Origin of the sequence: Bartonella harrusi (assembly GCF_024297065.1) — a bacterium.
GTDB lineage: Bacteria > Pseudomonadota > Alphaproteobacteria > Rhizobiales > Rhizobiaceae > Bartonella > Bartonella harrusi.
The window spans coordinates 1855441-1879414 of sequence record NZ_CP101114.1; the positions used below are offsets into that span (position 1 = coordinate 1855441).

Annotated in this window: 24 protein-coding genes and 10 pseudogenes; 18 read left to right on the plus strand and 16 right to left on the minus strand. The window is 38.7% G+C overall.

The window, feature by feature from the left end; genetic code table 11:
* Window positions 1-12 precede the first annotated feature (12 nt).
* From ruvA to NMK50_RS08790, 9 genes and pseudogenes are all read right to left on the minus strand, one after another.
* The gene (gene ruvA / locus NMK50_RS08750; protein ID WP_254770135.1) at window positions 13-630 is read right to left on the minus strand and encodes a Holliday junction branch migration protein RuvA; all 618 of its coding nucleotides are present in this window, start codon (window positions 628-630) and stop codon (window positions 13-15) included.
* 13 nt (window positions 631-643) lie between these two features.
* Window positions 644-772, minus strand: a pseudogene (locus NMK50_RS08755) (crossover junction endodeoxyribonuclease RuvC); the annotation flags it as partial.
* A 52-nt stretch (window positions 773-824) separates the two neighbouring features.
* A pseudogene (locus tag NMK50_RS08760) lies at window positions 825-953 on the minus strand (crossover junction endodeoxyribonuclease RuvC); the annotation flags it as partial.
* 52 nt (window positions 954-1005) lie between these two features.
* Window positions 1006-1134: pseudogene (locus tag NMK50_RS08765) on the minus strand (crossover junction endodeoxyribonuclease RuvC); the annotation flags it as partial.
* Window positions 1135-1186: 52 nt separating this feature from the next.
* Window positions 1187-1354: a hypothetical protein gene (locus NMK50_RS08770; protein ID WP_374112173.1), complete on the minus strand. Its 168-nt coding sequence runs from the start codon at window positions 1352-1354 to the stop codon at window positions 1187-1189.
* A 13-nt stretch (window positions 1355-1367) separates the two neighbouring features.
* Window positions 1368-1496: pseudogene (locus NMK50_RS08775) on the minus strand (crossover junction endodeoxyribonuclease RuvC); the annotation flags it as partial.
* Window positions 1497-1548: 52 nt separating this feature from the next.
* Complete coding sequence (locus NMK50_RS08780) at window positions 1549-1710, minus strand: hypothetical protein (RefSeq protein ID WP_254770136.1); 162 nt, start codon at window positions 1708-1710, stop codon at window positions 1549-1551.
* Window positions 1711-1723: 13 nt separating this feature from the next.
* The gene (ruvC, locus tag NMK50_RS08785) at window positions 1724-2233 is read right to left on the minus strand and encodes a crossover junction endodeoxyribonuclease RuvC (protein WP_254770137.1); all 510 of its coding nucleotides are present in this window, start codon (window positions 2231-2233) and stop codon (window positions 1724-1726) included.
* A 324-nt stretch (window positions 2234-2557) separates the two neighbouring features.
* Window positions 2558-2881 carry a hypothetical protein gene (locus NMK50_RS08790; protein WP_254770138.1) on the minus strand — a complete coding sequence of 108 codons (324 nt, stop codon included), beginning with the start codon at window positions 2879-2881 and terminating at the stop codon, window positions 2558-2560.
* Between the two features lie 761 nt (window positions 2882-3642).
* Between NMK50_RS08790 and NMK50_RS08795 the strand changes: the two genes are divergently transcribed.
* The 4 genes and pseudogenes from NMK50_RS08795 to NMK50_RS08810 all read left to right on the plus strand — a co-directional run.
* Window positions 3643-4002 (plus strand): helix-turn-helix domain-containing protein, encoded by a 360-nt coding sequence (locus NMK50_RS08795; RefSeq protein ID WP_254770139.1) that lies wholly within the window; start codon window positions 3643-3645, stop codon window positions 4000-4002.
* Between the two features lie 392 nt (window positions 4003-4394).
* Complete coding sequence (locus tag NMK50_RS08800) at window positions 4395-4754, plus strand: helix-turn-helix domain-containing protein (RefSeq protein WP_254770140.1); 360 nt, start codon at window positions 4395-4397, stop codon at window positions 4752-4754.
* A 393-nt stretch (window positions 4755-5147) separates the two neighbouring features.
* A complete protein-coding gene (locus NMK50_RS08805) occupies window positions 5148-5507 on the plus strand; it encodes a helix-turn-helix domain-containing protein (protein ID WP_254770141.1) in 360 nt (119 codons plus the stop codon).
* Between the two features lie 254 nt (window positions 5508-5761).
* Window positions 5762-6031 (plus strand): annotated as a pseudogene (locus NMK50_RS08810) (Arm DNA-binding domain-containing protein); the annotation flags it as partial.
* A gap of 20 nt (window positions 6032-6051) precedes the next feature.
* Here NMK50_RS08810 and NMK50_RS08815 read toward each other — a convergent pair.
* Both NMK50_RS08815 and NMK50_RS08820 read right to left on the minus strand, forming a co-directional pair.
* On the minus strand, window positions 6052-6570 hold the full coding sequence (locus NMK50_RS08815) for a DUF1465 family protein (protein WP_254770142.1): 519 nt from the start codon (window positions 6568-6570) through the stop codon (window positions 6052-6054).
* 166 nt (window positions 6571-6736) lie between these two features.
* Window positions 6737-7879 (minus strand): OpgC family protein, encoded by a 1143-nt coding sequence (locus NMK50_RS08820; protein WP_254770143.1) that lies wholly within the window; start codon window positions 7877-7879, stop codon window positions 6737-6739.
* Window positions 7880-8372: 493 nt separating this feature from the next.
* On the opposite strand from NMK50_RS08820, the pseudogene NMK50_RS08825 reads away from it, so the two are divergent.
* The 5 genes and pseudogenes from NMK50_RS08825 to NMK50_RS08845 form a co-directional block, all read left to right on the plus strand.
* A pseudogene (locus NMK50_RS08825) lies at window positions 8373-9008 on the plus strand (thiamine phosphate synthase); the annotation flags it as partial.
* 290 nt (window positions 9009-9298) lie between these two features.
* Window positions 9299-9979, plus strand: coding sequence for a TIR domain-containing protein (locus NMK50_RS08830; protein WP_254770144.1), 681 nt, complete (start codon window positions 9299-9301; stop codon window positions 9977-9979).
* 417 nt (window positions 9980-10396) lie between these two features.
* Window positions 10397-10790, plus strand: a pseudogene (locus NMK50_RS08835) (helix-turn-helix domain-containing protein).
* A gap of 783 nt (window positions 10791-11573) precedes the next feature.
* Window positions 11574-11978 carry a conjugal transfer lipoprotein TrbH gene (locus NMK50_RS08840; protein ID WP_254770146.1) on the plus strand — a complete coding sequence of 135 codons (405 nt, stop codon included), beginning with the start codon at window positions 11574-11576 and terminating at the stop codon, window positions 11976-11978.
* 850 nt (window positions 11979-12828) lie between these two features.
* On the plus strand, window positions 12829-13188 hold the full coding sequence (locus NMK50_RS08845; RefSeq protein WP_254770147.1) for a helix-turn-helix domain-containing protein: 360 nt from the start codon (window positions 12829-12831) through the stop codon (window positions 13186-13188).
* A gap of 312 nt (window positions 13189-13500) precedes the next feature.
* On the opposite strand, the gene NMK50_RS08850 is transcribed toward NMK50_RS08845, so the two are convergent.
* A complete protein-coding gene (locus NMK50_RS08850; protein WP_254770148.1) occupies window positions 13501-13704 on the minus strand; it encodes a hypothetical protein in 204 nt (67 codons plus the stop codon).
* Window positions 13705-14013: 309 nt separating this feature from the next.
* Here NMK50_RS08850 and NMK50_RS08855 point away from each other — a divergent pair, with 309 nt between their 5' ends.
* The gene (locus NMK50_RS08855; protein WP_254770149.1) at window positions 14014-14391 is read left to right on the plus strand and encodes a helix-turn-helix domain-containing protein; all 378 of its coding nucleotides are present in this window, start codon (window positions 14014-14016) and stop codon (window positions 14389-14391) included.
* Window positions 14392-15418: 1027 nt separating this feature from the next.
* Here NMK50_RS08855 and NMK50_RS08860 read toward each other — a convergent pair.
* Both NMK50_RS08860 and NMK50_RS08865 read right to left on the minus strand, forming a co-directional pair.
* Window positions 15419-15742, minus strand: coding sequence for a hypothetical protein (locus NMK50_RS08860; protein ID WP_254770150.1), 324 nt, complete (start codon window positions 15740-15742; stop codon window positions 15419-15421).
* A 51-nt stretch (window positions 15743-15793) separates the two neighbouring features.
* On the minus strand, window positions 15794-15982 hold the full coding sequence (locus tag NMK50_RS08865) for a hypothetical protein (RefSeq protein WP_254770151.1): 189 nt from the start codon (window positions 15980-15982) through the stop codon (window positions 15794-15796).
* 849 nt (window positions 15983-16831) lie between these two features.
* Between NMK50_RS08865 and NMK50_RS08870 the strand changes: the two genes are divergently transcribed.
* From NMK50_RS08870 to NMK50_RS10465, 8 genes and pseudogenes are all read left to right on the plus strand, one after another.
* Complete coding sequence (locus tag NMK50_RS08870; protein ID WP_254770152.1) at window positions 16832-17041, plus strand: hypothetical protein; 210 nt, start codon at window positions 16832-16834, stop codon at window positions 17039-17041.
* Between the two features lie 899 nt (window positions 17042-17940).
* A complete protein-coding gene (locus NMK50_RS08875) occupies window positions 17941-18984 on the plus strand; it encodes a tetratricopeptide repeat protein (protein ID WP_254770153.1) in 1044 nt (347 codons plus the stop codon).
* Window positions 18985-19148: 164 nt separating this feature from the next.
* Window positions 19149-19504, plus strand: a pseudogene (locus NMK50_RS08880) (helix-turn-helix domain-containing protein).
* 704 nt (window positions 19505-20208) lie between these two features.
* Complete coding sequence (gene efp, locus NMK50_RS08885; protein ID WP_254770154.1) at window positions 20209-20781, plus strand: elongation factor P; 573 nt, start codon at window positions 20209-20211, stop codon at window positions 20779-20781.
* Window positions 20782-20796: 15 nt separating this feature from the next.
* On the plus strand, window positions 20797-21588 hold the full coding sequence (locus NMK50_RS08890) for an inositol monophosphatase family protein (protein WP_254770155.1): 792 nt from the start codon (window positions 20797-20799) through the stop codon (window positions 21586-21588).
* A 72-nt stretch (window positions 21589-21660) separates the two neighbouring features.
* The gene (locus NMK50_RS10455; protein ID WP_256481403.1) at window positions 21661-21792 is read left to right on the plus strand and encodes a hypothetical protein; all 132 of its coding nucleotides are present in this window, start codon (window positions 21661-21663) and stop codon (window positions 21790-21792) included.
* A gap of 296 nt (window positions 21793-22088) precedes the next feature.
* Window positions 22089-22199, plus strand: a pseudogene (locus tag NMK50_RS10460) (inositol monophosphatase); the annotation flags it as partial.
* A 93-nt stretch (window positions 22200-22292) separates the two neighbouring features.
* A pseudogene (locus NMK50_RS10465) lies at window positions 22293-22403 on the plus strand (inositol monophosphatase); the annotation flags it as partial.
* A gap of 482 nt (window positions 22404-22885) precedes the next feature.
* Here NMK50_RS10465 and NMK50_RS08895 read toward each other — a convergent pair.
* On the minus strand, window positions 22886-23536 hold the full coding sequence (locus tag NMK50_RS08895) for a hypothetical protein (protein WP_254770156.1): 651 nt from the start codon (window positions 23534-23536) through the stop codon (window positions 22886-22888).
* A gap of 21 nt (window positions 23537-23557) precedes the next feature.
* On the minus strand, window positions 23558-23806 hold the full coding sequence (locus NMK50_RS08900; RefSeq protein WP_254770157.1) for a hypothetical protein: 249 nt from the start codon (window positions 23804-23806) through the stop codon (window positions 23558-23560).
* Window positions 23807-23974: the final 168 nt, after the last annotated feature.

Below are 23974 nucleotides of genomic sequence, written 5' to 3' on the forward strand. Positions count from 1 at the left end.
GTTACCTTTTACTCAAGTAGAGGAAGAAAGCAGTTTGAGACTATGACGAATAAGCACAGCAGAAGAAACATCTTCCCCTCCAAGCGCTTTCATTGCCAAAGCAAGAGCACGCGCTGCTTGATCCCGCTCAAAACCGAGATTAATCAAAGCAGACAGTGCATCATTGGTTGGTTTATTGGCCATTTCCAAATGCGCAATGGGAGCAGACTGAAAAACATTGTCGTGGAAAGGAAGAGTTTTACTTTTGAGTTCCCGAACAATTCTTTCACTGACTTTTTTACCAACGCCTGGAGCACGGCTTATCATGGCAATATCATTTAATGCAATCGCTTGTGCGAGTTCATCTGGTGATAAAGTCCCCAAAATTGCCAACGCAACCTTTGCCCCCACACCTGGGACATTTTGCAACAAGCAAAACCATTCTTGTTCCGCTCTTGTCGAAAAACCAAACAGGCGAATTGCCTCTTCACGCACATGCGTTTCGATAAAGAGACTAATACTCTCACCAAGAGCTGGTAAAGAAGGACGCAATCGATTTGAAACAAAAACGACATACCCCACCCCATGAACATCAACAAGGATATGATCATCAAAGATATGTTCAAGGATACCTTTTAATTTACCAATCATACCCAAATCCCCATCATGCTGTGACCTTCAAACGATGCGAGAAACTGTTACAGCGCAACCCATAGTAAACCACAAGGGCAAGGGCATCAGCCGCATCATGGCACGCAAATTCAGCACGAGGAAGCAGAGTTTTCACCATCATCATAGCAGTATCACAAAGACCTTTGAATTCACTCATCATACCCAAATCTCCATCATGCCGTAACCCTCAAACGATCAGAGAAACTGTTACGATGCATACTATGGCAAATCGCAAGGGCAAGAGCATCTGCCGCATCATTGCTATCAAATTCAGCACGAGGAAGCAGAGTTTTCACCATCATCATAGCAGTATCACAAAGACCTTTGAATTCACTCATCATACCCAAATCTCCATCATGCCGTAACCCTCAAACGATCAGAGAAACTGTTACGATGCATACTATGGCAAATCGCAAGGGCAAGAGCATCTGCCGCATCATTGCTATCAAATTCAGCACGAGGAAGCAGAGTTTTCACCATCATCATGGCAGCATCACAAAGACCTTTGAATTCACTCATCATACCCTAACCCTCATCATGCTGTGACCCTCAAACGATGCGAGAGACTGTTACGATGCATACTATAGCAAATCGCAAGGGCAAGGGCATCAGCCGCATCATTGCTATCAAATTCAGCACAAGGAAGTAGAGTTTTCACCATCATCATAGCAGTATCACAAAGACCTTTGAGTTCACTCATCATACCCAAATCCCCATCATGCCGTAACCCTCAAACGATCAGAGAAACTGTTACGATGCATACTATGGCAAATCGCAAGGGCAAGAGCATCTGCCGCATCATTGCTATCAAATTCAGCACAAGGAAGCAGAGTTTTCACCATCATCATAGCAGTATCACAAAGACCTTTGAGTTCACTCATCATACCCAAATCTCCATCATGCCGTAATCCTCAAACGATGCGAGGAACTGTTACAGCGCAACCCATAGTAAACCGCAAAGTCATCAGCCGCATCATGGCACGCAAATTCAGCACAAGGAAGCAGAGTTTTCACCATCATCATAGCAGTATCACAAAGACCTTTGAATTCACTCATCATACCCAAATCTCCATCATGCCGTAACCCTCAAACGATCAGAGAAACTGTTACGATGCATACTATGGCAAATCGCAAGGGCAAGAGCATCTGCCGCATCATTGCTATCAAATTCAGCACGAGGAAGCAGCGTTTTCACCATCATATGAATTTGTTCTTTTGCACCATGACCAACACCAATAACGGCTTTTTTCACTTTATTTGGAGCATATTCAAAAACGGGCAAATTTGCTTGCGCTGGTACAAGCAGAGCAACAGCCCGTGCCTGTCCAAGTTTTAAAGTTGCTGTAGCATCTTTATTAACAAACACATGTTCTACGGCGGCTTCATGGGGCATAAATTGATGCACGATCTCCGAAAGCCCCTTATGAAGCTGGCAAAGTCTAGAAGCAAGATCACACTGCACATGAGAAGAAACCGTCCCCGCCGCAATGAATTGCAAACGATTCCCTAAAAGATCAATCACACCCCATCCCGTATACCGTAGCCCAGGATCAATACCTATAATACGAATCGTCTCTGCCATAAGTTGCGACTCTATACAGTTTTTCCATGTTTGAACAGAGGTGCATAAAACGAACAGGGAATTGAAAGAAGCTCTCTTTAGCAATGCACATCCCCCCATAGGCGCCTTTAAACACCGCACCGGTTCTTTTCAATGAAGGAAAAAACCAGATTTCTTATAAATTGTTTCTACCACAAATCCCAAAACTCTCTCTTTCCCTCCATGAGAACAAAAGTAAAGAGCAATAAAACAGGGTGAAGATCTGTACTTGAACAGAAACGCACAAAAAAACAGGAAATCGAAAGAAGCTTTCTTGAACGATGCACATAACCCCCATAGGCGCCTTTAAACACCCCACCGGTTCCTTTCAATGAAGGAAAAAACAGACTTCTTATAAATTGTTTCTAATTTTAAGTTCCAATTCTGTCTCCTTTTCACGAAAAGCAAAACACCCAAAGAAAACACCATGTGTTGCACATTCACACAGTTTTCTAAAAAAACATCTCTTGAAGAAGGCACCCAAACCCATTTCGCAGTAGCGCCTGTAAAGGGTCTGGTCATAAATCCACTGTCAATCGATTGTGCACCACCATCTTTATGCTTATGACGGTACAATCCAGCAGCAGCATTCTCTTTACCAGCCCTGAAATGCTCAGAAAGTTCTCGCATGAAGACGATTCATAACAAGCATTTTTACTTTTTTCTCAAACGATTTCATTCACACACTCCTCCACCTTGTGCCATGCAAGGAGATGGTTTCGTGTGATTCAACATAAAACAGATTTGAAATGAGAAAATTTTAAGGTATTTAAGGGTTTTTACTCAACAGACAAAGTGATAAATTATCATTATTCCGGGAGATTTTGCTCTGTCCAGGTGCTTATCAAGCACTAAAAGCAAAAGGCTGATTCAGACTTCAGTTCTTTCAACTCCCGGAATACCAATGCGAGAGCACTCGCACCCGGTGGGGGAGTAAAATGCAAAGCAAAAACCTTTTTCACGACATTTTTATCGGCAAAAAATTGCTTCAGAGGAAAATATTAAACAAACAAGATCAATGCACAAAAGTGCTATCACTTTTTTCACCATCTTCTCTCTGATAAACAGCGCAGTGCCTCTCATGTAAGAAGTCGCTCTCATTATAAAACTCTACAGTAGAGAAACTTTTTCATTTTTATTGTAAATCCTTTGAAATTCCTTTATGACTAAAAAGGTCATTTTGGTCGTATACGCAACGATCAATGGAGTGTTGGAAGCTCTAAGACTCAAACATAAAAATTGATCCCGCTTTGCGGGTGTCCCGGAATTCCGGGAGCTTTTGCTATGTCCAGGTGCTTTTAGCACTAAAAGCAAAAGGCTGATTTGAGTTCAGTGCTTCCAACCTCCCGGAATACCAACGCGAGGGCGCTCGCACCCGGTGGGGGAATGAGATGCAAGGCAAAGACCTTCTCAACGACATTTTTATCGGCAAAAAAATCCGCTTCAGAAGAAAAATGTTGAAAATGTCTCAAAAAGAATTGGGGCAATCTTTAAATCTAAGCGCACAACAAATTCAAAAATATGAAACGGGTCTCAATCGTGTAAGCGCTGGGCGTTTGAAGGAAATTGCTGAAAAACTGGATGTTCCTCTTGCCTTTTTTTATGCTGATCTCTTAACAAAACAACAGCCTCCATACCATCATGATGAAATCATCTCGAGCAAAGAGGAATATCTGCTTTTAAAAAGCTTTAGAGTGCTAAACTCTGTAAAACAAAAAGCCATTTTACAGCTCCTCTCTGATCAGAAATAAAATCTTGGACAAACAAGATCAATGCACAAAAGTGCTATCACTTTTTTCACCATCTTCTCTCTGATAAACAGCGCAGTGCCTCTCATGTAAGAAGTCGCTCTCATTATAAAACTCTACAGTAGAGAAACTTTTTCATTTTTATTGTAAATCCTTTGAAATTCCTTTATGACTAAAAAGGTAGTTTTGGTCGCCTACGCAACGACCAATATGGGTTTGAAAGCCCGAAACCCTAGCGTAAAAATGGACCCACTTTGTGGGGATCCCGGAAGTCCGGGAGTTTTTGCTATGTCCAGGTGCTGTCAAGCACTAAAAGCAAAAAGCTGACTAGGGTTCAGTTCTTTCAACTCCCGGAATACCAACGCGAGGGCGCTCGCACCCGGTGGGGGAATGAAATGCAAGGCAAAGACCTTCTCAACGACATTTTTATCGGCAAAAAAATCCGCTTCAGAAGAAAAATGTTGAAAATGTCTCAAAAAGAATTGGGACACTCTTTAAATCTAAGCGCACAACAAATTCAAAAATATGAAACGGGTCTCAATCGTGTAAGCGCTGGGCGTTTGAAGGAAATTGCTGAAAAACTGGATGTTCCTCTTGCCTTTTTTTATGCTGATCTCTTAACAAAACAACAGCCTCCATACCATCATGATGAAATCATCTCGAGCAAAGAGGAATATCTGCTTTTAAAAAGCTTTAGAGTGCTAAACTCTGTAAAACAAAAAGCCATTTTACAGCTCCTCTCTGATCAGAAATAAAATCTTGGACAAACAAGATCAATACACAAAAGTGCTCCTGCTTTTCTCACCATCTTCTCTTTGATAAGCAGCGCAGTGCCTTTCATGTAAGAAGTCGCTCTCATTACAAAACTCTACAGTAGAGAAACTTTTTCATTTTTATTGTAAATCCTTTGAAATTCCTTTATGACTAAAAAGGTAGTTTTGGTCGCCTACGCAACGACCAATAGGGACCTTGAAAACCCGAAGCCTCGATATATAAACTTGCCCCGCTTTGCGGGTGTCCCGGAATTCCGGGAGTTTTTGCTATGTCCAGGTGCTTTTGGCACTAAAAGCAAAAAGGCTGATCGAGGTCAGATTTTCAAGCTCCCGGAATACCAACGCGAGGGCGCTCGCACCCGGTGGGGGAATGAAATGCAAGGCAAAGACCTTCTCAACGACATTTTTATCGGCAAAAAAATCCGCTTCAGAAGAAAAATGTTGAAAATGTCTCAAAAAGAATTGGGACACTCTTTAAATCTAAGCGCACAACAAATTCAAAAATATGAAACGGGACTCAATCGTGTAAGTGCCGGGCGCTTAAAGGAAATTGCTGAGAAGCTCAATGTGCCCCTTTCCTTTTTTTACGCTGATCTTTTAACAAAGCAACAGCCCCCATACCATCATGATGAAATCATCTCGAGCAAAGAGGAATATCTGCTTTTAAAAAGCTTTCGAGTGCTAAACTCTGTAAAACAGAAAGCCATTTTACAGCTCCTCTCTGATCAGAAATAAAATCTTGAACAAACAAGATCAACACGCAAAAGGACTATTGCTTTTCTCATAAGTTTTGATGTGATGCAAAATATAAAAGACAAAATATTGATTCATAATAATAATTCATCTTTTTGCATATTGAATAAGAGTTCCGAATATCCTAAGATTCTCTCATTTCAATCTTGTTTATGATAAATCAAATCAAACCATTCCCTTGCACGTAACAAGTGGGATTATCGTATGGATAAAAAAGAGAGAAGAAAGGAGTAAAAATGCCTGTTATGAATCGTCTAAATACCAAGGACTTTTGCAACATTGGCGGCTGGTAAAGAGTATGATGGTGCCGGCGTGTATCTTCATAAGCGTAAAGATGGTAGTGCTCAATGGCTTTACCGATATACCATCCACGGGCATCGTCGTGAAATCGGCTTGGGTACTTTAAGAAATATCTCTTTAAAAAAGCGCGTGAATGTGCAACAAAATGGCGTTCTGTTTTGAATGAAGGGCGAGCCCCCATTAAAGAACGTGACAAACAAAAACGCGGTACAAAATTTTCTAAGAACTAAGAACGCCGAAATGCTGTTTTCAACAGTTCGATTTGTTTATTTACTGGATTTTCCTCTTCTACAATATGGGAAAGTTCACCTTCTTTATCGGCACGCACATACTGCATACGTGCTTCAAGACGCAGTGAACGTGCAACAAAATGGCGAAAAACTTCCGGCAACTCTTGCCAATGGGCACTTTCTAATTCCAGTGTAGATGTATGAAGCGATACTTTTGCAATTTCTTTTTGTATTTGTTCTGTTGTCATTTCCCCTTCACGCTCTGCACGCAGCAGGAGCAGTTGAGAGGCAATTTGCATAAGCCTTGTACTAAGAAACATTGCTTCTTTTGCATAAATTGCAGAAATTTCTGCTGAAAGAGAACGGGCAACGAATTTGCCTTCTGTATCAATATAAGTTGCCGTTTCTTCGATCAATGTCATCGTCTCTTCATAAAGCCGATTAAAAGCATTTTCAAAAGCACTATGCTCAATCATGATAATGGGTTCATCATCGGAATGTTTATGTGCGCTCACGCTTTACATACTCCAAATATCAACACAAAAATTACGATACTCAAACGAAGTAACAATGAAAAAGTTTCTTTTGTCGCTATGATAAAAAGTTTTTTACTAACTACCTCTTTTAAAATTCGTGCGCAACATACTTCTTAAGCTAAGGTTAACGCGCCCTCTTATCGGATTACAGACGAATAGGTCTCCTTGCAAGGAACCGCTGTAGAGAACACTGTCTCTCATAATAATAGGCGACTGCCAATTGCACGACAATACCGCTTATAATAAGGAGTGTATCGGAAAAAAACGTTCCCGTCATCACTGTTTTTACAATTTGTCCAAACATAGCAAAAACAGTTCCTGTCACAAAGACAGGGAGGCTGTGTTTTCCTAAAACTGCTAAGGGATGTTGTGGTGAGACGTGAAAGCATTGACGCAAGCGAGGCAAGCAGAGGATGAGAGTTGCGAGAGCAACAACATGGAACAAACGCGGCAAACTTAAAAAAGTTTTATTAAAATTCATCAAAGGAGAAGACCATTGAAACCATCCCACAACGCCCCACCAATTTAAACGCACCCATAACAGCGAAAGCACAAGATAGCCGGCGGAAAGAACGATCAAAAAAGGCTGAAAGGGGATTGTTTTCCCTTGTTTTAAAGACAAAGTGCTGATCAAGCCTATGACAAACAACAATTGCCAAGACAAAGGGTTTAAAAACCACTTTCCCGCTAAAGGATAAGAAGGTGGAGCAATTTTATAAAATCCGCAAATGAGATAGAGCAGAAACGAGCCCAACAGCAGCAGCCCTTTTCTTTGACACCCCCAATAAAGTACAAAAGGTGCAAACAGCATCAAAACAATATAAAGCGGCAGAATATTATTATAGCCCAATTGATGCCCCAAGCTTAAAGTACTCAAAAATGCCACAAAAGGCTCTGTGAAAAAGAGCCCTATATTATTCATCGATAACAGCTTCTCGACACGCCATAATAAAAAGCCCCCTAAAAAAAGGATAAGCGTTGCAAAAGTTGTCAAAAGATAGGCCCCATAGAGCTGTAAAGCCCTCCACCAAAGTTTGCGAACCATAAAAAGCAAAGACTCTTGAGCAAGACGCGCGTGAAAACTCAATCCAAGCGAAACACCTGACAGCAAAACAAAAACTTCAGCAGCGTCAGAAAAACCGAAATTTCTATGTGTGATATGTTCATATAAAGTTCCAGGAATATGGTTGATGAAAATTGTCAATAAAGCTAAAGAGCGAAAAACATCAATACGCGTATCGCGATAAGAAGGATGTTCCTTATGATTAACAACACCTTTGTATCCCATAAATGGCTTCCCATAAGCAATAAGGTGATCTTTTCCTTGCGCACAGCGTATTTATAAGGTGAAATTTTATTTTGTTTATTTTAAAAATCAAGGACTTTATATGACAAAGCAACAAAACCAACCACCGAAATCTGTTTCTGACATGCGATCAGATCCTCGCACACCCTCTGAGTTTCAAACGCTCTCTGATCCTCATACAGCCTCTGCGTCTCAAACACCTTCACATCCTCAATCTGCCTCTCAAACGCCTTCTGATCCTCATACAGCCTCTAAGCCTCAAACGCACTCTCATCCTCAATCTGCCCCTCAAACGCTCTCTGATCTTCACACAGCCTCTGCGTCTCAAACGCACTCCCATCCTCAATCTGCCCCTCAAACGCCTTCTGAGCTTCACACAGCCTCTGAACCTCAAACGCACTCCCATCCTCAATCTGCCCCTCAAACACCTTCTGAGCTTCACACAGCCTCTGAACCTCACACCGCCTCTAAGCCTCAAACAGCATCTCATCCTCAATTGGTTTTGACATTAGATGTTCGACGGGCTGTAGACCCTGTCCTTTTGCGTCAACTTTTGCGAAGTAAACACGCATCAGCCAAATCTTTTGCATGCGTTATTCTTTATGACTCTGAGGGTGATGATGTTTTTTTACAAAAACAAGCACAACTCTATGGAGAAGATATTCAACGCACAGATACCGCCCTTCTCATTGCGGGTGACAGCCGCATTGCGGGCAGAATAAAGGCGGATGGCTTGCATATAGAGGGTGATCTTAACGCTCTTGAAAACCTTGAAAATCAGAAACGCGAGCAAAAAATCATCGGTTTTGGCAATGTGCGCAACCGCCATAGCGCCATGCTTGCTGGAGAAGCCGGTGTTGATTACCTTCTGTTTGGAAAACTTGGTGCTGATAAAAAACCGCATGCGCACCCGCGCAATGTTCAGTTAGGACAATGGTGGGCAGAGATTATGGAAATCCCGTCCATTCTTCAAGCAGGCAGTGACTTTGCAACTTTTGATGAAGTGTTAAACACCGCCTGTGAATTTATCGCTGTTGAAGAAATCCTTTTTTCCCACGACAAGCCCTTGCTAATCCTTGAAATGATGGCAAAAAAATGTAAAAACCCATGACTGTGATACGGGGGAAACCTTCATAAGAAAACATACGCAAAACAGTGGTAAAAAATCCCACACGCATCTTTGTACTCTATAAATGACACACACAATGATAAAAAGGGGCATAAAATGAAATACAGAGGAACACTTGAAGAGCTAAAAAAATCATTCGCAAAGCCGGATATAACTTCATAATAGCTAAGCCCACACAACACACCTCCTCTGGTTCAGTGCATCAGAGCAGAACCTCTGAGGGACATAAAATCACAGTATATAAACTCGTGCAACGCTTCTCCTTTGATCCAATGTCTCCGATCAAAACCTACGAGACTGGCATCATCAATTGGTGTGAAAAAACAGGAATAATCAGTATTCAAGGTGACCTAGCCATACAAGAGAAACTAAAAGAAGTATTGCCTCCCCATATTGAAGAAAAATCTCAAAACCCTTCTCCAAAAACTTCCCTCTCGCCTTCCCCTTCTTCAGAAGCTCCTCTCTTACCTCCCCCTCCTCCAAAATTTTTTATCGTTCACGGTCATGATCATGTTTCCTTAGATTACCTCGAACTTACTCTTCGCAGGCTTGAACTTGCCCCTTACATCTTACAAAATACGAGCGGTAATGGTTTAACAATCATTGAAGCTTTGGAACAAGAAATCTGTGCGCAAAACCGTTCTATAAAATTTGGTATTGTATTGCTTACTCCCGATGACATGGGCTATGCTAAAACTGATGGTCCACAAAAAGCACGACCTCGTGCACGCGAAAATGTTATTTTTGAAATGGGCATGTTAATATCCGCGCTTTCTCGCAAAAATGTTGCCATTCTCATGAAAGAAGATGTTGATCTTCTTTCAGATATCAAAGGGATTAGGTATATTCCTTTCAAGAACCATGTAAAAGAAACAGTACCAAAACTTATCGATCGATTACTAGACTCTGGATTTGATTTAGATCCAAAGAAAATGGCTAAAGCATCCAATTAAATTTTAACAACGGCCTCATATTGATTTTGCAATACATTCTGCGCGCCTATAATAGACTTCAAAAGAAAATATCCAATACGCCAGAGTTCCACTGCTTTTCTCACCATTTTCGATTGGATAAACAGCGCAGTGCCTCTCATGTAAGAAGCCGCTCTCATTATAAAACTCTACAGTACAGAAACTTTTTCATTTTTATTGTAAATCCCCTAAAATTCCTTTATGACTAAAAAGGTAGTTTTGGTCGTCTACGCAACGATCAATAGGGCCTTGAAAACCCTAAAATCCGAGCACAAAAATAAACCCATTACCATGGGTAATCCCGGGATTCCGGGAGTTTTTGCTATGTCCAGGTGCTGTCAAGCACTAAAAGCAAAAAGGCTGACTCGGATTCAGTGTTTTCAAGCTCCCGGAATACCAATGCGAGGGCGCTCGCACCCGGTGGGGGAATGAAATGCAAGGCAAAGACCTTTTTCGCGACATGTTTATCGGCAAAAAAATCCGCTTCAGAAGAAAAATGTTAAAAATGTCTCAAAAAGAATTGGGGCAATCTTTGAGGTTAAGCGCACAACAAATTCAAAAATATGAAACGGGTCTCAATCGTGTAAGCGCTGGGCGTTTGCAGGAAATTGCTGAAAAACGCGATGTGCCCCTGTCCTTTTTTTATGCGGATCTCTTAACAAAGCAAGAGCCCCCATACCATCATGATGAGATCATCTCGAGCAAAGAGGAATATCTGCTTTTAAAAAGCTTTCGAGTGCTGAACTCTGTAAAACAGAAAGCAATTTTACAGCTCCTCTCTGATCAAAAATAAAGTTTTTAACGTTATAACGTTACAATCCATAACATTGAAGACATTGCTCTATTCTCTAAAAGAGTATCAAAAACAATGTTGTTAACGGAAAACATGAGGCATGTTGGTGCAGTTTCAAATTGCTCATTTCTTTAAAGAGCTTTATTACTTAAAAAGCGTTTTGGTCGCTTACGTAACGACTAATATAGCCCTTAAAGCCCCGATAGGATAAATTTACCCTGCTTTATAGGTATTTTAGAATTCCGGGAGATTTTGCTCTGTCCAAGTGCTTTTAGCACTAAAAGCAAAATGCTGATCGAGGTCAGTTCTTTCAACTCCCGGAATACTAATGCGAGGGCGCTCGCACCCGGTGGGGGAATGAAATGCAAGGCAAAGACCTTCTCAACGACATTTTTATCGGCAAAAAAATCACTTCAGGAGAAAATATTAAACAAACAAGATCAATACGCAAAATGACAATCATTTTCTCATCATTTTCACTTTGAAGTAAACCGCAAAAATGAGAGTGCTACTCAAATGTAAGCACGCAACAAATTCAAGAATATGCAACAGGATTAAATCATCTAAATGCGGGACGTTTGAAAGAATTTGTCTATTAAACATAAGCTTTCATTGCTCTTGAAGATGATTGTTAAAAAAACGCATGAAAGATTGATTTATTCCCGCTTGATTAGAAATTGATATTTTGTTACAGCGTGGTAAATAGTAAAATGTTCTTAATTTATAGAAGCTTCCCAATTTAGAAGACTTCTGAAGAGGAAGTAATAATAAGGGGAAATCAAAATGTTCAAATATTTAGTGTTGCCACCGCTTGTGTTGGCAGCGGGTTGTGCGTCTGTTAACGGAATTTCATCCAGTTATGTTGGTCAAGGTATTAAGCCGAGTGCTGTGAAATTTATCGCTAACGATTTTTATCAAGAGATCAAAAATCGTTTACCAGCAGCAACAACAACGCTTATTATAAAGAAAAACAATCCAGCAGATAACTTTACCCCCGTATTTGTCGATCTATTACGGCGAAAGGGATATCATGTGATCTCTACAGATCAACCCAAACAACAGCAAAACATGGGTGTAACTTTAACTTACATGCTAACACCAAAAGAGAATGGACGTATAGTTTCTATTTTTCAGTATGTGTGGAATGGAGAGCTCTGTGATCATATCCGTATGTATGATAATAAATAAATCCGCTCTTCGAGGTGCAAGTTTTATTTATTTGAGACGGCAAAACTTAAAAACTGTCTCTCAAAAAGAGAGATTTGCACCTCAAAAAGCTCTTCTTTTTGAGCCAAGCTGTTTGCGTTTTATTGGTCACGGCTCAAATGACTTTATTCCTTAAAATGGCTTTATGATAAAAAGGGTGTTTTGGACACCTACACAACAACCAATGGGGCTCGTAAAGCCCCCAAAACCTCGATAAATAAATTTGCCCTGCTTTGCAGCTATCTCAAAATTCCGGGAGATTTTGTTCTGTCCAGGTGCTTTTAGCACTAAAAGCAAAAATGCTGACTAGAATTCAGTCTTTTGTACTCCCGGAATACCAATGCGAGGGCGCTCGCACCATGGTTTGAGAAATGAAATGCAAGGCAAAGACCTTCTTAACGACATTTTTATCGGCAAAAAATTGCTTCAGAGAAAAATATTAAACAAACAAGATCAACACGCAAAAGGACCACTGCTTTTCTCACCATCTTCGATTGGATAAACAGCGCAGTGCCTCTCATGTAAGAAGCCGCTCTCATGACAAAATTCTACATTACAGAAACTTTTTCATTTTTATTGTAAATCCCCTAAAATTCCTTTATGACTAAAAAGGTAGTTTTGATCGAATACGCAACGATCAATAGGGCCTTGAAAACCCTAAAATCCGAGCACAAAAATAAACCCATTACCATGGGTAATCCCGGGATTCCGGGAGTTTTTGCTATGTCCAGGTGCTGTCAAGCACTAAAAGCAAAAAGGCTGACTCGGATTCAGTGTTTTCAAGCTCCCGGAATACCAACGCGAGGGCGCTCGCACCCGGTGGGGGAATGAAATGCAAGGCAAAGACCTTCTCAACGACATTTTTATCGGCAAAAAAATCCGCTTCAGAAGAAAAATGTTGAAAATGTCTCAAAAAGAATTGGGACAATCTTTAAATCTAAGCGCACAACAAATTCAAAAATATGAAACGGGTCTCAATCGTGTAAGCGCTGGGCGTTTGCAGGAAATTGCTGAGAAACTCAATGTGCCCCTGTCCTTTTTTTATGCGGATCTCTTAACAAAGCAAGAGCCCCCATACCATCATGATGAGATCATCTCGAGCAAAGAGGAATATCTGCTTTTAAAAAGCTTTCGAGTGCTGAACTCTGTAAAACAGAAAGCAATTTTACAGCTCCTCTCTGATCAAAAATAAAGTTTTTAACGTTATAACGTTACAATCCATAACATTGAAGACATTGCTCTATTCTCTAAAAGAGTATCAAAAACAATGTTGTTAACGGAAAACATGAGGCATGTTGGTGCAGTTTCAAATTGCTCATTTCTTTAAAGAGCTTTATTACTTAAAAAGCGTTTTGGTCGCTTACGTAACGACTAATATAGCCCTTAAAGCCCCGATAGGATAAATTTACCCTGCTTTATAGGTATTTTAGAATTCCGGGAGATTTTGCTCTGTCCAGGTGCTGTCAAGCACTAAAAGCAAAAAGGCTGATTAAGCTCAGTATTTTCAAGCTCCCGGAATACCAACGCGAGGGCGCTCGCACTCGGTGGGAGGGAGTGAAATACAAACCAAAAAAACCTTCTTAAAAGCATTTTTATTGGCAAAAAAATCCGCTTCAGAAGAAAATATTAAACAAACAAGATCAACACGCAAAAATGCCACTGCTTTTCTCACCATCTTCTCTTTGAGAAGCAGCGCAGTGCCTCTCATGTAAGAAGCCGCTCTCATGACAAAATTCTACAGTACAGAAACTTTTTCATTTTTATTGTAAATCCCCTAAAATTCCTTTATGATTTAACCATATGATTTTGGTCGCCTACGCAACGATCAATAGGGACTTGAAAACCCGAAACTCAAACATAAAGATGAACCCACTTTGTGGGTATCCCGGAATTCCGGGAGATTTTGCTATGTCCAGGTGCTTATCAAGCACTAAAAGCAAAATGCTGATTTGAGTTCAGTGTTTTCAAGCTCCCGGAATACCAACGCGAGGGCGCTCGCACCCGGTGGGGGAATAAAATGCAAGGCAAGAACCTTTTTCGCGACATTTTTATCGGTAAAAAAATCCGCTTCAGAAGAAAAATGTTGAAAATGTCTCAGAAAGAATTGGGGCAATCTTTAAATCTAAGCGCACAACAAATTCAAAAATATGAAACGGGTCTCAATCGTGTAAGTGCTGGGCGTTTGCAGAAAATTGCTGAGAAGCTCGATGTGCCCCTGTCCTTTTTTTATGCGGATCTCTTAACAAAGCAACAGCCCCCATACCATCATGATGAGATCATCTCGAGCAAAGAGGAATATCTGCTTTTAAAAAGCTTTAGAGTGCTAAATTCTGTAAAACAAAAAGCCATTTTACAGCTCATCTCTGATCAAAAGGAAAATAATTTTCAAAATTAATATCATTATTTTTGATTATCTTATGAGAAATCACAATACTCAGGAGCATCGTTCATTTCTTCTCGTAAAACTTTAATAAGTGTTTTATTTTCTCATTATATTCGGGTACGTAATTTTTTCTATTTGTTGTGTTTACAATAACGTATAATTCGCTTGCAATACATGAAAGAAGCTCTTTTTATGATAGAATAACCAGACATTCTATAGAAGGGTCTTCGAGTGCATAAGGAGTTGCGTATGCATCATGATCTCCGATTTCAAAGTTATGAACATATAAACAATATGCCATAACAACCCCCTGTTCTATTAACCAATTTCTAAAGCTATTGAAAGCAAGGCGTTTTGTAGCCTCTAAAAAATTGATGTGATATTTTTTTCTAACATTTTGCCTATTAACCTGTTCCCATGTTGTGGTTTTTTCTTTTTGAGAAATTTTTTAAAAGAAAGCGTTATTCCACTAAAATTTTTCTTAACAGGCTTATTTTTATTGTGTCATATCTCACCATCTTCTCTTTATTATAGAGAGATCTGCTTTTTTATGTAATGCCTTTTTAGCATATCTTTTACAATTTCATTTTGTACTTTATCAAATTTTTCAGTAATAATTGGGAAGATGTTATCATTTTTGAAAACGAGAGATCTTTTTAATTTTTTATAATATTTATTAAAGTTTTCTCATTGTTTTTCGTTTTGAGGAATTGCATTAAAATGATGTGCTTGCCTAGGGACAGATTGATTAAATTTAACTAATTTTACTGTAAAATTTTCTTTTTTTCGCTTACCATTTTTTTAATTTTATGCTAATATTTCTAACATTCTTAACAGTAACAGGTTCACTAGGCTCGAATTTTTCCATAAATTCAGTACCCAATGTAGTATTAAGATGTTTATTAGCATAATTGATTCTTGCTAATAAATTTTTCTTGAGATTTTTTTTCATAGCGTCCCGCTTTTTTGAAAAAATTTTTCATTACAATTCTTTAAAAAAACCCTTATGTGAGTACTAATCTTATAAGGGTCTTTTATTTTAGCTTTCTAAAAATTTTTGTAATCTTTCTTTATTGATTTCAGTTAGTGGACCTTCGTAAGTTTTACCTCTACCTAATATATCAAAAAGATAATATGATTTATTACCTTCATTTGTTAGTATTATGGAAATAACAAGACCATTATTTTTACTAGGTGTTCCAAATCTTTTAAAGATATCGAATAGTTTTTTAAGAGCTGTAGATGCTGGTACGAATACGAGTGTGTTATCGTGTAAATAAAGGTATAAAGCAGTTTGAACACTTACATAAGATTTATTATTTGTTTCTTTTGGTATCTCAATTCTAGAGACAGCGTAACCCATTATTTTACATATAACTTGATTGTTATTATCTCTATCTCCAAAATTATCTACTCATTTTTTAAGGACAATAGCACTTTCATCTTTATTATTATAAGCATCATATTTATTCATATTTACATATGAAATATCTTCAATAGGGAGTGTATTAAATTCTTTATCATATATTAAATTATATACAGTTTCTGTCTCAGGTTCTATAGTATGGATATCATGATCAAATGGAACAATTTCATTTGTCATTTTTTAACTCCTTATTAATAATATCATCTATTTTAAAATCTTTTATATGAGTGTGAATTTCATTATTAATTGATTTTAAATATTTTAAAATTCTTATAAATTAATATTCATAAAGGATATACATGAAAAATTGGAAAAATACTTAAGTAGCATCGAATACATTATCTAGCGGTAAATCGCATTATTTAACAGTAAATCCACTAAGCACCACCGTCTTTATCCTTATAAAAGAACAAGCCAACATCATTATTTTATTTACCAATTCCCAATGTTGCAACAGCTCTTGCCTTAAGGCAATTCATAACAGGCATTTTTACTTTTAAAATCATAGTAGCCCCCCTTCTCTGTCCATAAGCATTCAATAGAAAAAATGACCACACTAAATGGGACAGCCAAACACTCCCAAATAAGAGTTTGGTAACTAAACAAAGCTTCTTTAAAAAAATGATAAAAGGCCATCCATCTCATTTCAGTGGCGACGGCTATCCGTCCTTTTCAACACCCCTTCCTCCTTTTCAGGAGATTTTAAATCCATAGCAAAATATCCATGAAAAAACCACCTCCACACCCGCACAATGTTCCATGATCACAATCACGCAATCTTTAGTGAAGACAATGATGTGCAGAAAAGATGAAAAGCCCAGCATTTTTCCAAGCAGGAAACAATCTTACAACTCAACTGATTTTTTGCTGGTGCCTATAAATACAATACATTGTTTTATAATGATAATTCATCGTTTTGCCTATTGAATGAAGACCCCCGAATATTGTAAGATTCTCTCATCTCAAATCCTCTTATCTTGAATCAAGTGAAACGATGTTTCTGTACATCACAAGTGGGATTAACGTGTGGATAGAAAACGTTTAGAAAGGAACAAAAATGCCTGTTATGAATCGTCTAAATACCAAGGGCTATCGCAACATTGGGGGCTAGCAAAGTGTATGATGGTGCTGGCTTGTACCTTCATAAGCGTAAAGATGGTGGTGCTCAATGACCTTTACGCTATACCATTCACAGGCGCCGTCATGAAAGGAATAATTTATCATACGATACTCTAAAAAGAGAGTTAATGGGCTTTGGGGCTTTAAGAAATGTCTCTTTAATATGAATTTACTGCCATTACTGATACCCTTTTTACCCACAATAATCCCTTTACGAGACTTAAAATAATAAGAAAAAAGCCCGTAAATGTGCAACCCAATAGCGTTCTGTTTTACATGAGGGTCGTAACCCTCTTAAAGAAGAAAAGCTTTAGAAATTTCTATACAACAATCAAAGACAAAAGAAGATAAAAATAGCCAAAAATGCGTTGCAACTCTTGAGAAACGATTAAAACGACCTATGAATTTACTGCCATTACTGATATTCTCTTTACCCACAACAATCCCTTGACGAGACTTAAAATAATAAGAAAAAAAAGCCCGTAAATGCGCAACCCAATAGCGTTCTGTTTTACATGAGGGTCGTAACCCTCTTAAAGAAGAAAAGCTTTAGAAATTTCTATACAACAATCAAAGACAAAAGAAGATAAAAATAGCCAAAAATGCGTTGCAACTCTTGAGAAACGATTAAAACGACCTATGAATTTACTGCCATTGCTGATATCCTCTTTACCCCCAACAATCCCTTGACGAGACTTAAAATAATAAGAAAAAAAAGCCCGTAAATGCGCAACCCAATAGCGTTCTGTTTTACATGAGGGTCGTAACCCTCTTAAAGAAGAAAAGCTTTAGAAATTTCTATACAACAATCAAAGACAAAAGAAGATAAAAATAGCCAAAAATGCGTTGCAACTCTTGAGAAACAATTAAAACGACCTATGAATTTACTGCCATTACTGATATCCTCTTTACCCCCAACAATCCCTTACCAACACTTGCCAACACTTGAAATGATAAGAAAAAAATGTAAAATTTCTTCCATTGCTGGAGAGAGAACGCCAATGATAAAGCAAAGCATGATAAAAAAAAGCACAACGCTGTTCATTTTGAGTATGATGTGGTTTGCAACCACTGCGAAAAGCTTTGCTGTCATTTCTGGAGAATCCTCAGATCCTGAACATTCTTTTAATACCATTCAAGAACCTTCAAAAAAAGACCAATCTTTCCAGCCCTTACAGGCAGGGCAATATGATCAAGCCTATGACTATTACATCCAAGGCTATTATTTGAAAGCTTTTCGTGAAGCGCTAAGACGTGCGGAACAAAATGATCCTTTTGCCCAAACCCTTCTTGCACGAATTTATATGGAAGGATGTGCCATTCCTGTTGATGGAGCGCGTGCTGCCTTATGGTTTGGACGCGCAGCAAAACAAGGTGAACCACAAGCACAATTGCGCTATGGCCTCATGTTATTTGATGGTAATTTTATTACACAAAATCAAGAGCTTGGTGAACAATTTATTCGAAAATCTCTCGAGGCTGGTGTAAAGGAATCCTATTATTATTATGGACAAATGCTCCTTTATAAGGCTTCGCGTGAAAAGCAGGTTCTCGCTGGTGTCTCTTCACAAAGCAGCGAAGATGAAGCAAATGAGCAAGCACTAAAATGGTTTTTAAAAGGTGCCGCTCTTGGTGATGCTGAGGCTGCTTTTGCTGCGGCAAAAATTCTTTCCTCAGGCACTTTAACACGCCCAAAGGATGACCGTAATGCACGCAAACTCATAGAAACCGCAGCTCAAAACAAACATACCGCAGCGCAACTTCTTTTAGCCAAATGGCTTATAGAAGGACGTGGTGGTGAAACGGATTTTCAACGCGCTTTTCAATTGCTTCTCAGCAATGCCAACAATATGGTCGCACCGGCACAAATCTCCCTTGCTAGGCTTTATCGAGATGGGATAGGCACGAAAGGCGATATAGTAATGGCAGCAGCGTGGTATATGCTTGCACAACAAGCGAAAATGCAAGCACCTGATCTTGACATAATGCTTGAAGGAATGGACAAGGCACAATTAGAAAAAGCACAGAAAGAAGCTTTGTCGCTTCTTCCTGTTTTTTAAAACACGCTTCTCTGCTTCAAAGAGAGCAAGTTGATAGAAATTCCAAGAGTTTTTGCTATGTCTAAGTGCTTTAAGCACTAAAAGCAAAAAAGCTAATGACGTTTCAGTATTTTCAAGCGCATGGAATACGCATAAGAGGACGCCCACAACCGGTGGGGGAGAAAATGCAAAGTAAAAATTTTCATATTGATCTTTTTGTAAGTAAAAAAATTCGTTTTAGATGAAAATGCTAAAAATGTCTCAAAAAAACATGAAGCCAGCATTCTAAGTGTAACCTTCCAACAAATCCAGAAATATGAAAAAGGCTCAAATTTCATGAGCACAGAACAGTTAAAAAAATGACCGATATCTTAGAGATATTCCACTTGTCTTTTTTATGCTGCTACCTTAACAAAACAGCAGCCTTCCACACCACCATGATAAAATCGCGTCAAGCACAAAGAAATACCTGCTGCTTAAAAAATTTAGATTTCTAACCTCACTGAAACAAAGAGCCATTTTACAGTTAATCTCTGATTAAAATGCAAGCTAACATCACACGATAGCACATACCAAGCTCTCTCACATGAGACACTATAACAAACTCTGTCCTAAATATTCATTACATATTTTCATAAAAACACCTCATAATTTCACAGAACCTATATCATTCTACCAATGATGATATTTTACGACACAATGGGATAAATTCCCCCAAAAATTCAAAAAAAACTTTGTGCAAATTTTTAAAGGGCTTGCGTCTGAGCACTTTTTATGATCTTGCAAAGAGCTGGAAAGTAAGAATACAAAGAGGTCTTTTGGGTACTGATCTAGGCTTTTCTCTGAAGAAAAATCGTGGAAAATCTCACCTCAAGGGGGATGAAAGAGCATCAGCAAACTCTCTCAAATCTCTAAAAATTTGGAGCAAAATTCAAAAAAAACTTTGTGCAAATTTTTAAAGGGCTTGCGTCTGAGCACTTTTTATGGTCTTGCAAAGAGCTGGAAAGTAAGAATACAAAGAGGTCTTTTGGGTACTGATCTAGGCTTTTCTCTGAAGAAAAATCGTGGAAAATCTCACCTCAAGGGGGATGAAAGAGCACACAACAAAGACCATAAAAGAGCCCATCGCAAGAACAAAAAGGGCTCTTATTACAAAACGACAAAAGAGCGCACTGTCAAAACAACAAGGGGAATTTCTTTAAAAACAAAATAGAGAGCGCTAAGAAAGAGGATTGGATAGAGACGATGAAAATTAATGGCAACGAAATTCGCCCTGGCAATGTCATTGAACATCAAGGCAGCTTATGGGTCGCTGTTAAATGCAATGCTGTAAAACCAGGAAAAGGTGGTGCATTTAATCAAGTTGAAATGAAAAATTTAATCGATGGTACAAAACTCAATGAACGATTTCGTGCCGCTGAAACAGTTGAACGCGTGCGACTGGAACAAAAGGATTTTACTTTCCTTTATGAACAAGGTGAGGCTCTGGTTTTTATGGATTCCCAATCCTATGAACAACTTGAATTACAAAAAGATTTTGTTGGCGAGCGTGCCGCTTTTCTACAAGATGGCATGACTGTCACTGTTGAACTTTATCAAGAAAAGCCTATCGGCATATCACTTCCTGATCAAGTCACAGTGACGATTGCAGAGGCTGATCCTGCCATTAAAGGACAAACGGTCACCTCCTCTTATAAGCCTGCTGTTCTTGAAAATGGTATGCGTATTCTTGTGCCACCTTTTATTAATGCTGGCGAACGTGTCATTGTCGATACCAATGAGCTGATTTATTTGCGTCGTGCAAATGAAAAAGGATAAATAAAGGAAGAAAAGATGGCCCATTCTGCAATCATGAATGTCATGGTGCAAGCCGCGATGAAAGCTGGACGCTCATTGGTGCGTGATTATGGTGAAGTACAAAATTTGCAAGTCTCTTTGAAAGGACCAGCAGATTATGTAAGCCAAGCCGATCGTAAAGCTGAAAAAATTATTTTTAATGAATTGAGCAAAGCACGGCCAACATTTGGGTTTCTGATGGAAGAATCTGAAGAAATCATTGGTGAAGATTCACAGCACCGTTTCATTGTTGACCCCTTGGACGGCACGACAAATTTTCTTCATGGCATTCCTTTTTTTGCTGTTTCCATTGCTTTAGAAAGTCAAGGAAGAATCGTTGCTGGTGTTATTTATAATCCTGTGAGTGATGAACTTTTCTCCGCTGAACGCGGTGGTGGTGCTTTTTTTAATGACCGGCGCTGTCGGGTTTCAGCACGTAGAAAATTAGAAGATTGCGTTATTGCCACAGGTATGCCTCATTTGGGCCGTTCAGATCATGGTGCCTATCTTATTGAATTGCGCAATGTAATGGCAGAAGTTGCGGGCCTTCGTCGTTTTGGAGCAGCGGCTCTTGATTTGGCTTATGTTGCTGCTGGAAGAACCGATGGATTTTGGGAAGATAATCTACAAATTTGGGATATGGCCGCTGGAATACTGATGGTACGCGAAGCTGGTGGTTTTGTCACCGATAAAGAAGGAGGCGACGCGATATTTCGCAAAAAGAATATCATCGCCGGCAATGAACGCATCCGCAGCAAATTAGAAGAAACACTCAAAAAAGGTCTTTAAACCTCAAAAGAAGCGTTTCCCTAAAGGCAAGATTTGAGAGCATCACTCTCCACTTTCTAAACAAGAATGTTGTTGGTTCGCAAAACTGATAATTTTATCACCAATAAAGCAGGCGGAAACGCGATATTTCGCAAAAAGAATATCATCGCCGGCAATAAACGCATCCGCAGCAAATTAGAAGAAATACTCAAAAAAGGTCTTTAAACCTCAAAAGAAGCGTCTCCCTAAAGGCAAGATTTGAGAGCATCACTCTCCACTTTCTAAACAAGAATGTTGTTGGTTCGCAAAACTGATAATTTTATCACCAATAAAGCAGGCGGAAACGCGATATTTCGCAAAAAAATATCATCGCCGGCAATGAACGCATCCGCAGCAAATTAGAAGAAACACTCAAAAAAGGTCTTTAAACCTCAAAAGAAGCGTCTCTCTAAAGGCAAGATTTGAGAGCATCACTCTCCACTTTCTAAACAAGAATGTTGTTGGTTCGCAAAACTGATAATTTTATCACCAATAAAGCAGGCGGAAACACTCTATTTCGCAAAAAAAATATCATCGCCGGCAATGAACGCATCCGCAGCAAATTAGAAGAAACACTCAAAAAAGGTCTTTAAACCTCAAAAGAAGCGTCTCTCTAAAGGCAAGATTTGAGAGCATCACTCTCCACTTTCTAAACAAGAATGTTGTTGGTTCGCAAAACTGATAATTTTATCACCAATAAAGCAGGCGGAAACACTCTATTTCGCAAAAAAAATATCATCGCCGGCAATGAACGCATCCGCAGCAAATTAGAAGAAACACTCAAAAAAGGTCTTTAAACCTCAAAAGAAGCGTCTCCCTAAAGGCAAGATTTGAGAGCATCACTCTCCACTTTCTAAACAAGAATGTTGTTGGTTCGCAAAACTGATAATTTTATCACCAATAAAGCAGGCGGAAACGCGATATTTCGCAAAAAAATATCATCGCCGGCAATGAACGCATTCCTATAAAGCAGGAAAAAACACCTCACAAAAAACATTGATCTTTCAACTATTCGAGCCCTCTATCCTATACTTTCCATAACAGTAATATTTCCCCCATTTCAATCCAAACAGTTTAATACACCAGATTTAAAAGCCCTCAATTTTGCTAAAGCTATGATTGAAGCTACCAAGCTCGCTGCCTTTCTCTCATCTTTCTGCAACACCATCAAAAAAACCATCCCACGCACATCTTACCCCCTTACGTTTTACTCTCAACATTTTTCACCAAAACACGCGAGTAAGGGCAATTTCCATCAATTTACCCATTCATATGGTTGTCACATACCTACCTTTATTTTTCGTTTTCGAGATAGCTTATGAAATGCAAGCAGGATAGATCGTAACGAAAATCTTTTTTTCAGCAATTGCTTCCTGAAATTCTCTTGTAACCTGTTCTTGTCCTTTTTCGATAAACTCTTCCAGTGCTTCCACTTTCTTCTCACCCCAAATGATTTGTAACTTTTTTTCGCGTTTTCTATTTTTATAAGCCTATTCCAAAAAGCCAACTGATTATCAAATTTCTCATTTGCTACATTCATCCACTCTATGACTCCCAATTTATAAGTTTTCTCAAATGTTGAAGTCCCTATAAAAACAGGAGAATCTTTTTTCCTGTTTTTGTCTAACTTTTTATACTCATCGAATTTATGTTTAACCATCGAGGGACAACAATCTTTGCTAAAAGCAATATAGCCCTCTTTTACCGTATCAATCAGCATCTTATAGTGAATGAAAGCTTCTCTTGCCGCCTCATAAGTATCGGAAATATCATATAATAATGACAAGATATCCTTTTTGTTATATAATGGCACTTTATGTTCCCAAGACAGAGAATCTAAGTTATTTAATATTTTCTCCATCTCTTCATGTTGTCTATTTGTAAATATGTTGTTCTGACAACTCCCGGTAGCTACCTGCTTTCCATTCACGCTCTTAGATTTTGTTTTTTCTTATTGTCTTGTCAAATCTATGATCGTATCATCAACCACATACAACCACCAATGAAGTAATAACACCGTAGGTGCAATCCGTTCTTTGTTAATACGAGAATCTATAAACTTTTCCAGAATTATTTCATTATTTTCCATTAAACGCACTGTTTTTACATAATATTCCTTATGATAAGAAAAATTCTCTAAAAGGTCCCATACTTTTTTACAATGCTCATCAGTAAGTTCTTTTTCAAATGTATCGTACAATGAACACGCTTCTTTTTTTCCCTGAACACAAATATCTCATACCAATGGAGGACAATCTCCACTGACTTGCATATTTTTCCTAGTTTTTTTATCTCGAATATACTCCTTTCCCACTGTTTTACTCCCTCATTCCATTTTCTAATCCATTCTTGCAATATTTTTTGCGTT

Coding starts and splice junctions, on each gene's coding strand:
- ruvA (WP_254770135.1), bottom strand. CDS start 630: ATGATTGGTAAATTAAAAGGTATCCTTGAACATATCTTTGATGATCAT.
- NMK50_RS08770 (WP_374112173.1), bottom strand. CDS start 1,354: ATGATGAGTGAACTCAAAGGTCTTTGTGATACTGCTATGATGATGGTG.
- NMK50_RS08780 (WP_254770136.1), bottom strand. CDS start 1,710: ATGATGAGTGAATTCAAAGGTCTTTGTGATACTGCTATGATGATGGTG.
- ruvC (WP_254770137.1), bottom strand. CDS start 2,233: ATGGCAGAGACGATTCGTATTATAGGTATTGATCCTGGGCTACGGTAT.
- NMK50_RS08790 (WP_254770138.1), bottom strand. CDS start 2,881: ATGCGAGAACTTTCTGAGCATTTCAGGGCTGGTAAAGAGAATGCTGCT.
- NMK50_RS08795 (WP_254770139.1), top strand. CDS start 3,643: ATGCAAGGCAAAGACCTTCTCAACGACATTTTTATCGGCAAAAAAATC.
- NMK50_RS08800 (WP_254770140.1), top strand. CDS start 4,395: ATGCAAGGCAAAGACCTTCTCAACGACATTTTTATCGGCAAAAAAATC.
- NMK50_RS08805 (WP_254770141.1), top strand. CDS start 5,148: ATGCAAGGCAAAGACCTTCTCAACGACATTTTTATCGGCAAAAAAATC.
- NMK50_RS08820 (WP_254770143.1), bottom strand. CDS start 7,879: ATGGGATACAAAGGTGTTGTTAATCATAAGGAACATCCTTCTTATCGC.
- NMK50_RS08830 (WP_254770144.1), top strand. CDS start 9,299: ATGTCTCCGATCAAAACCTACGAGACTGGCATCATCAATTGGTGTGAA.
- NMK50_RS08840 (WP_254770146.1), top strand. CDS start 11,574: ATGTTCAAATATTTAGTGTTGCCACCGCTTGTGTTGGCAGCGGGTTGT.
- NMK50_RS08845 (WP_254770147.1), top strand. CDS start 12,829: ATGCAAGGCAAAGACCTTCTCAACGACATTTTTATCGGCAAAAAAATC.
- NMK50_RS08850 (WP_254770148.1), bottom strand. CDS start 13,704: ATGAGAGGCACTGCGCTGCTTCTCAAAGAGAAGATGGTGAGAAAAGCA.
- NMK50_RS08855 (WP_254770149.1), top strand. CDS start 14,014: ATGCAAGGCAAGAACCTTTTTCGCGACATTTTTATCGGTAAAAAAATC.
- NMK50_RS08860 (WP_254770150.1), bottom strand. CDS start 15,742: ATGGGTTACGCTGTCTCTAGAATTGAGATACCAAAAGAAACAAATAAT.
- NMK50_RS08865 (WP_254770151.1), bottom strand. CDS start 15,982: ATGACAAATGAAATTGTTCCATTTGATCATGATATCCATACTATAGAA.
- NMK50_RS08875 (WP_254770153.1), top strand. CDS start 17,941: ATGATAAAAAAAAGCACAACGCTGTTCATTTTGAGTATGATGTGGTTT.
- efp (WP_254770154.1), top strand. CDS start 20,209: ATGAAAATTAATGGCAACGAAATTCGCCCTGGCAATGTCATTGAACAT.
- NMK50_RS08890 (WP_254770155.1), top strand. CDS start 20,797: ATGGCCCATTCTGCAATCATGAATGTCATGGTGCAAGCCGCGATGAAA.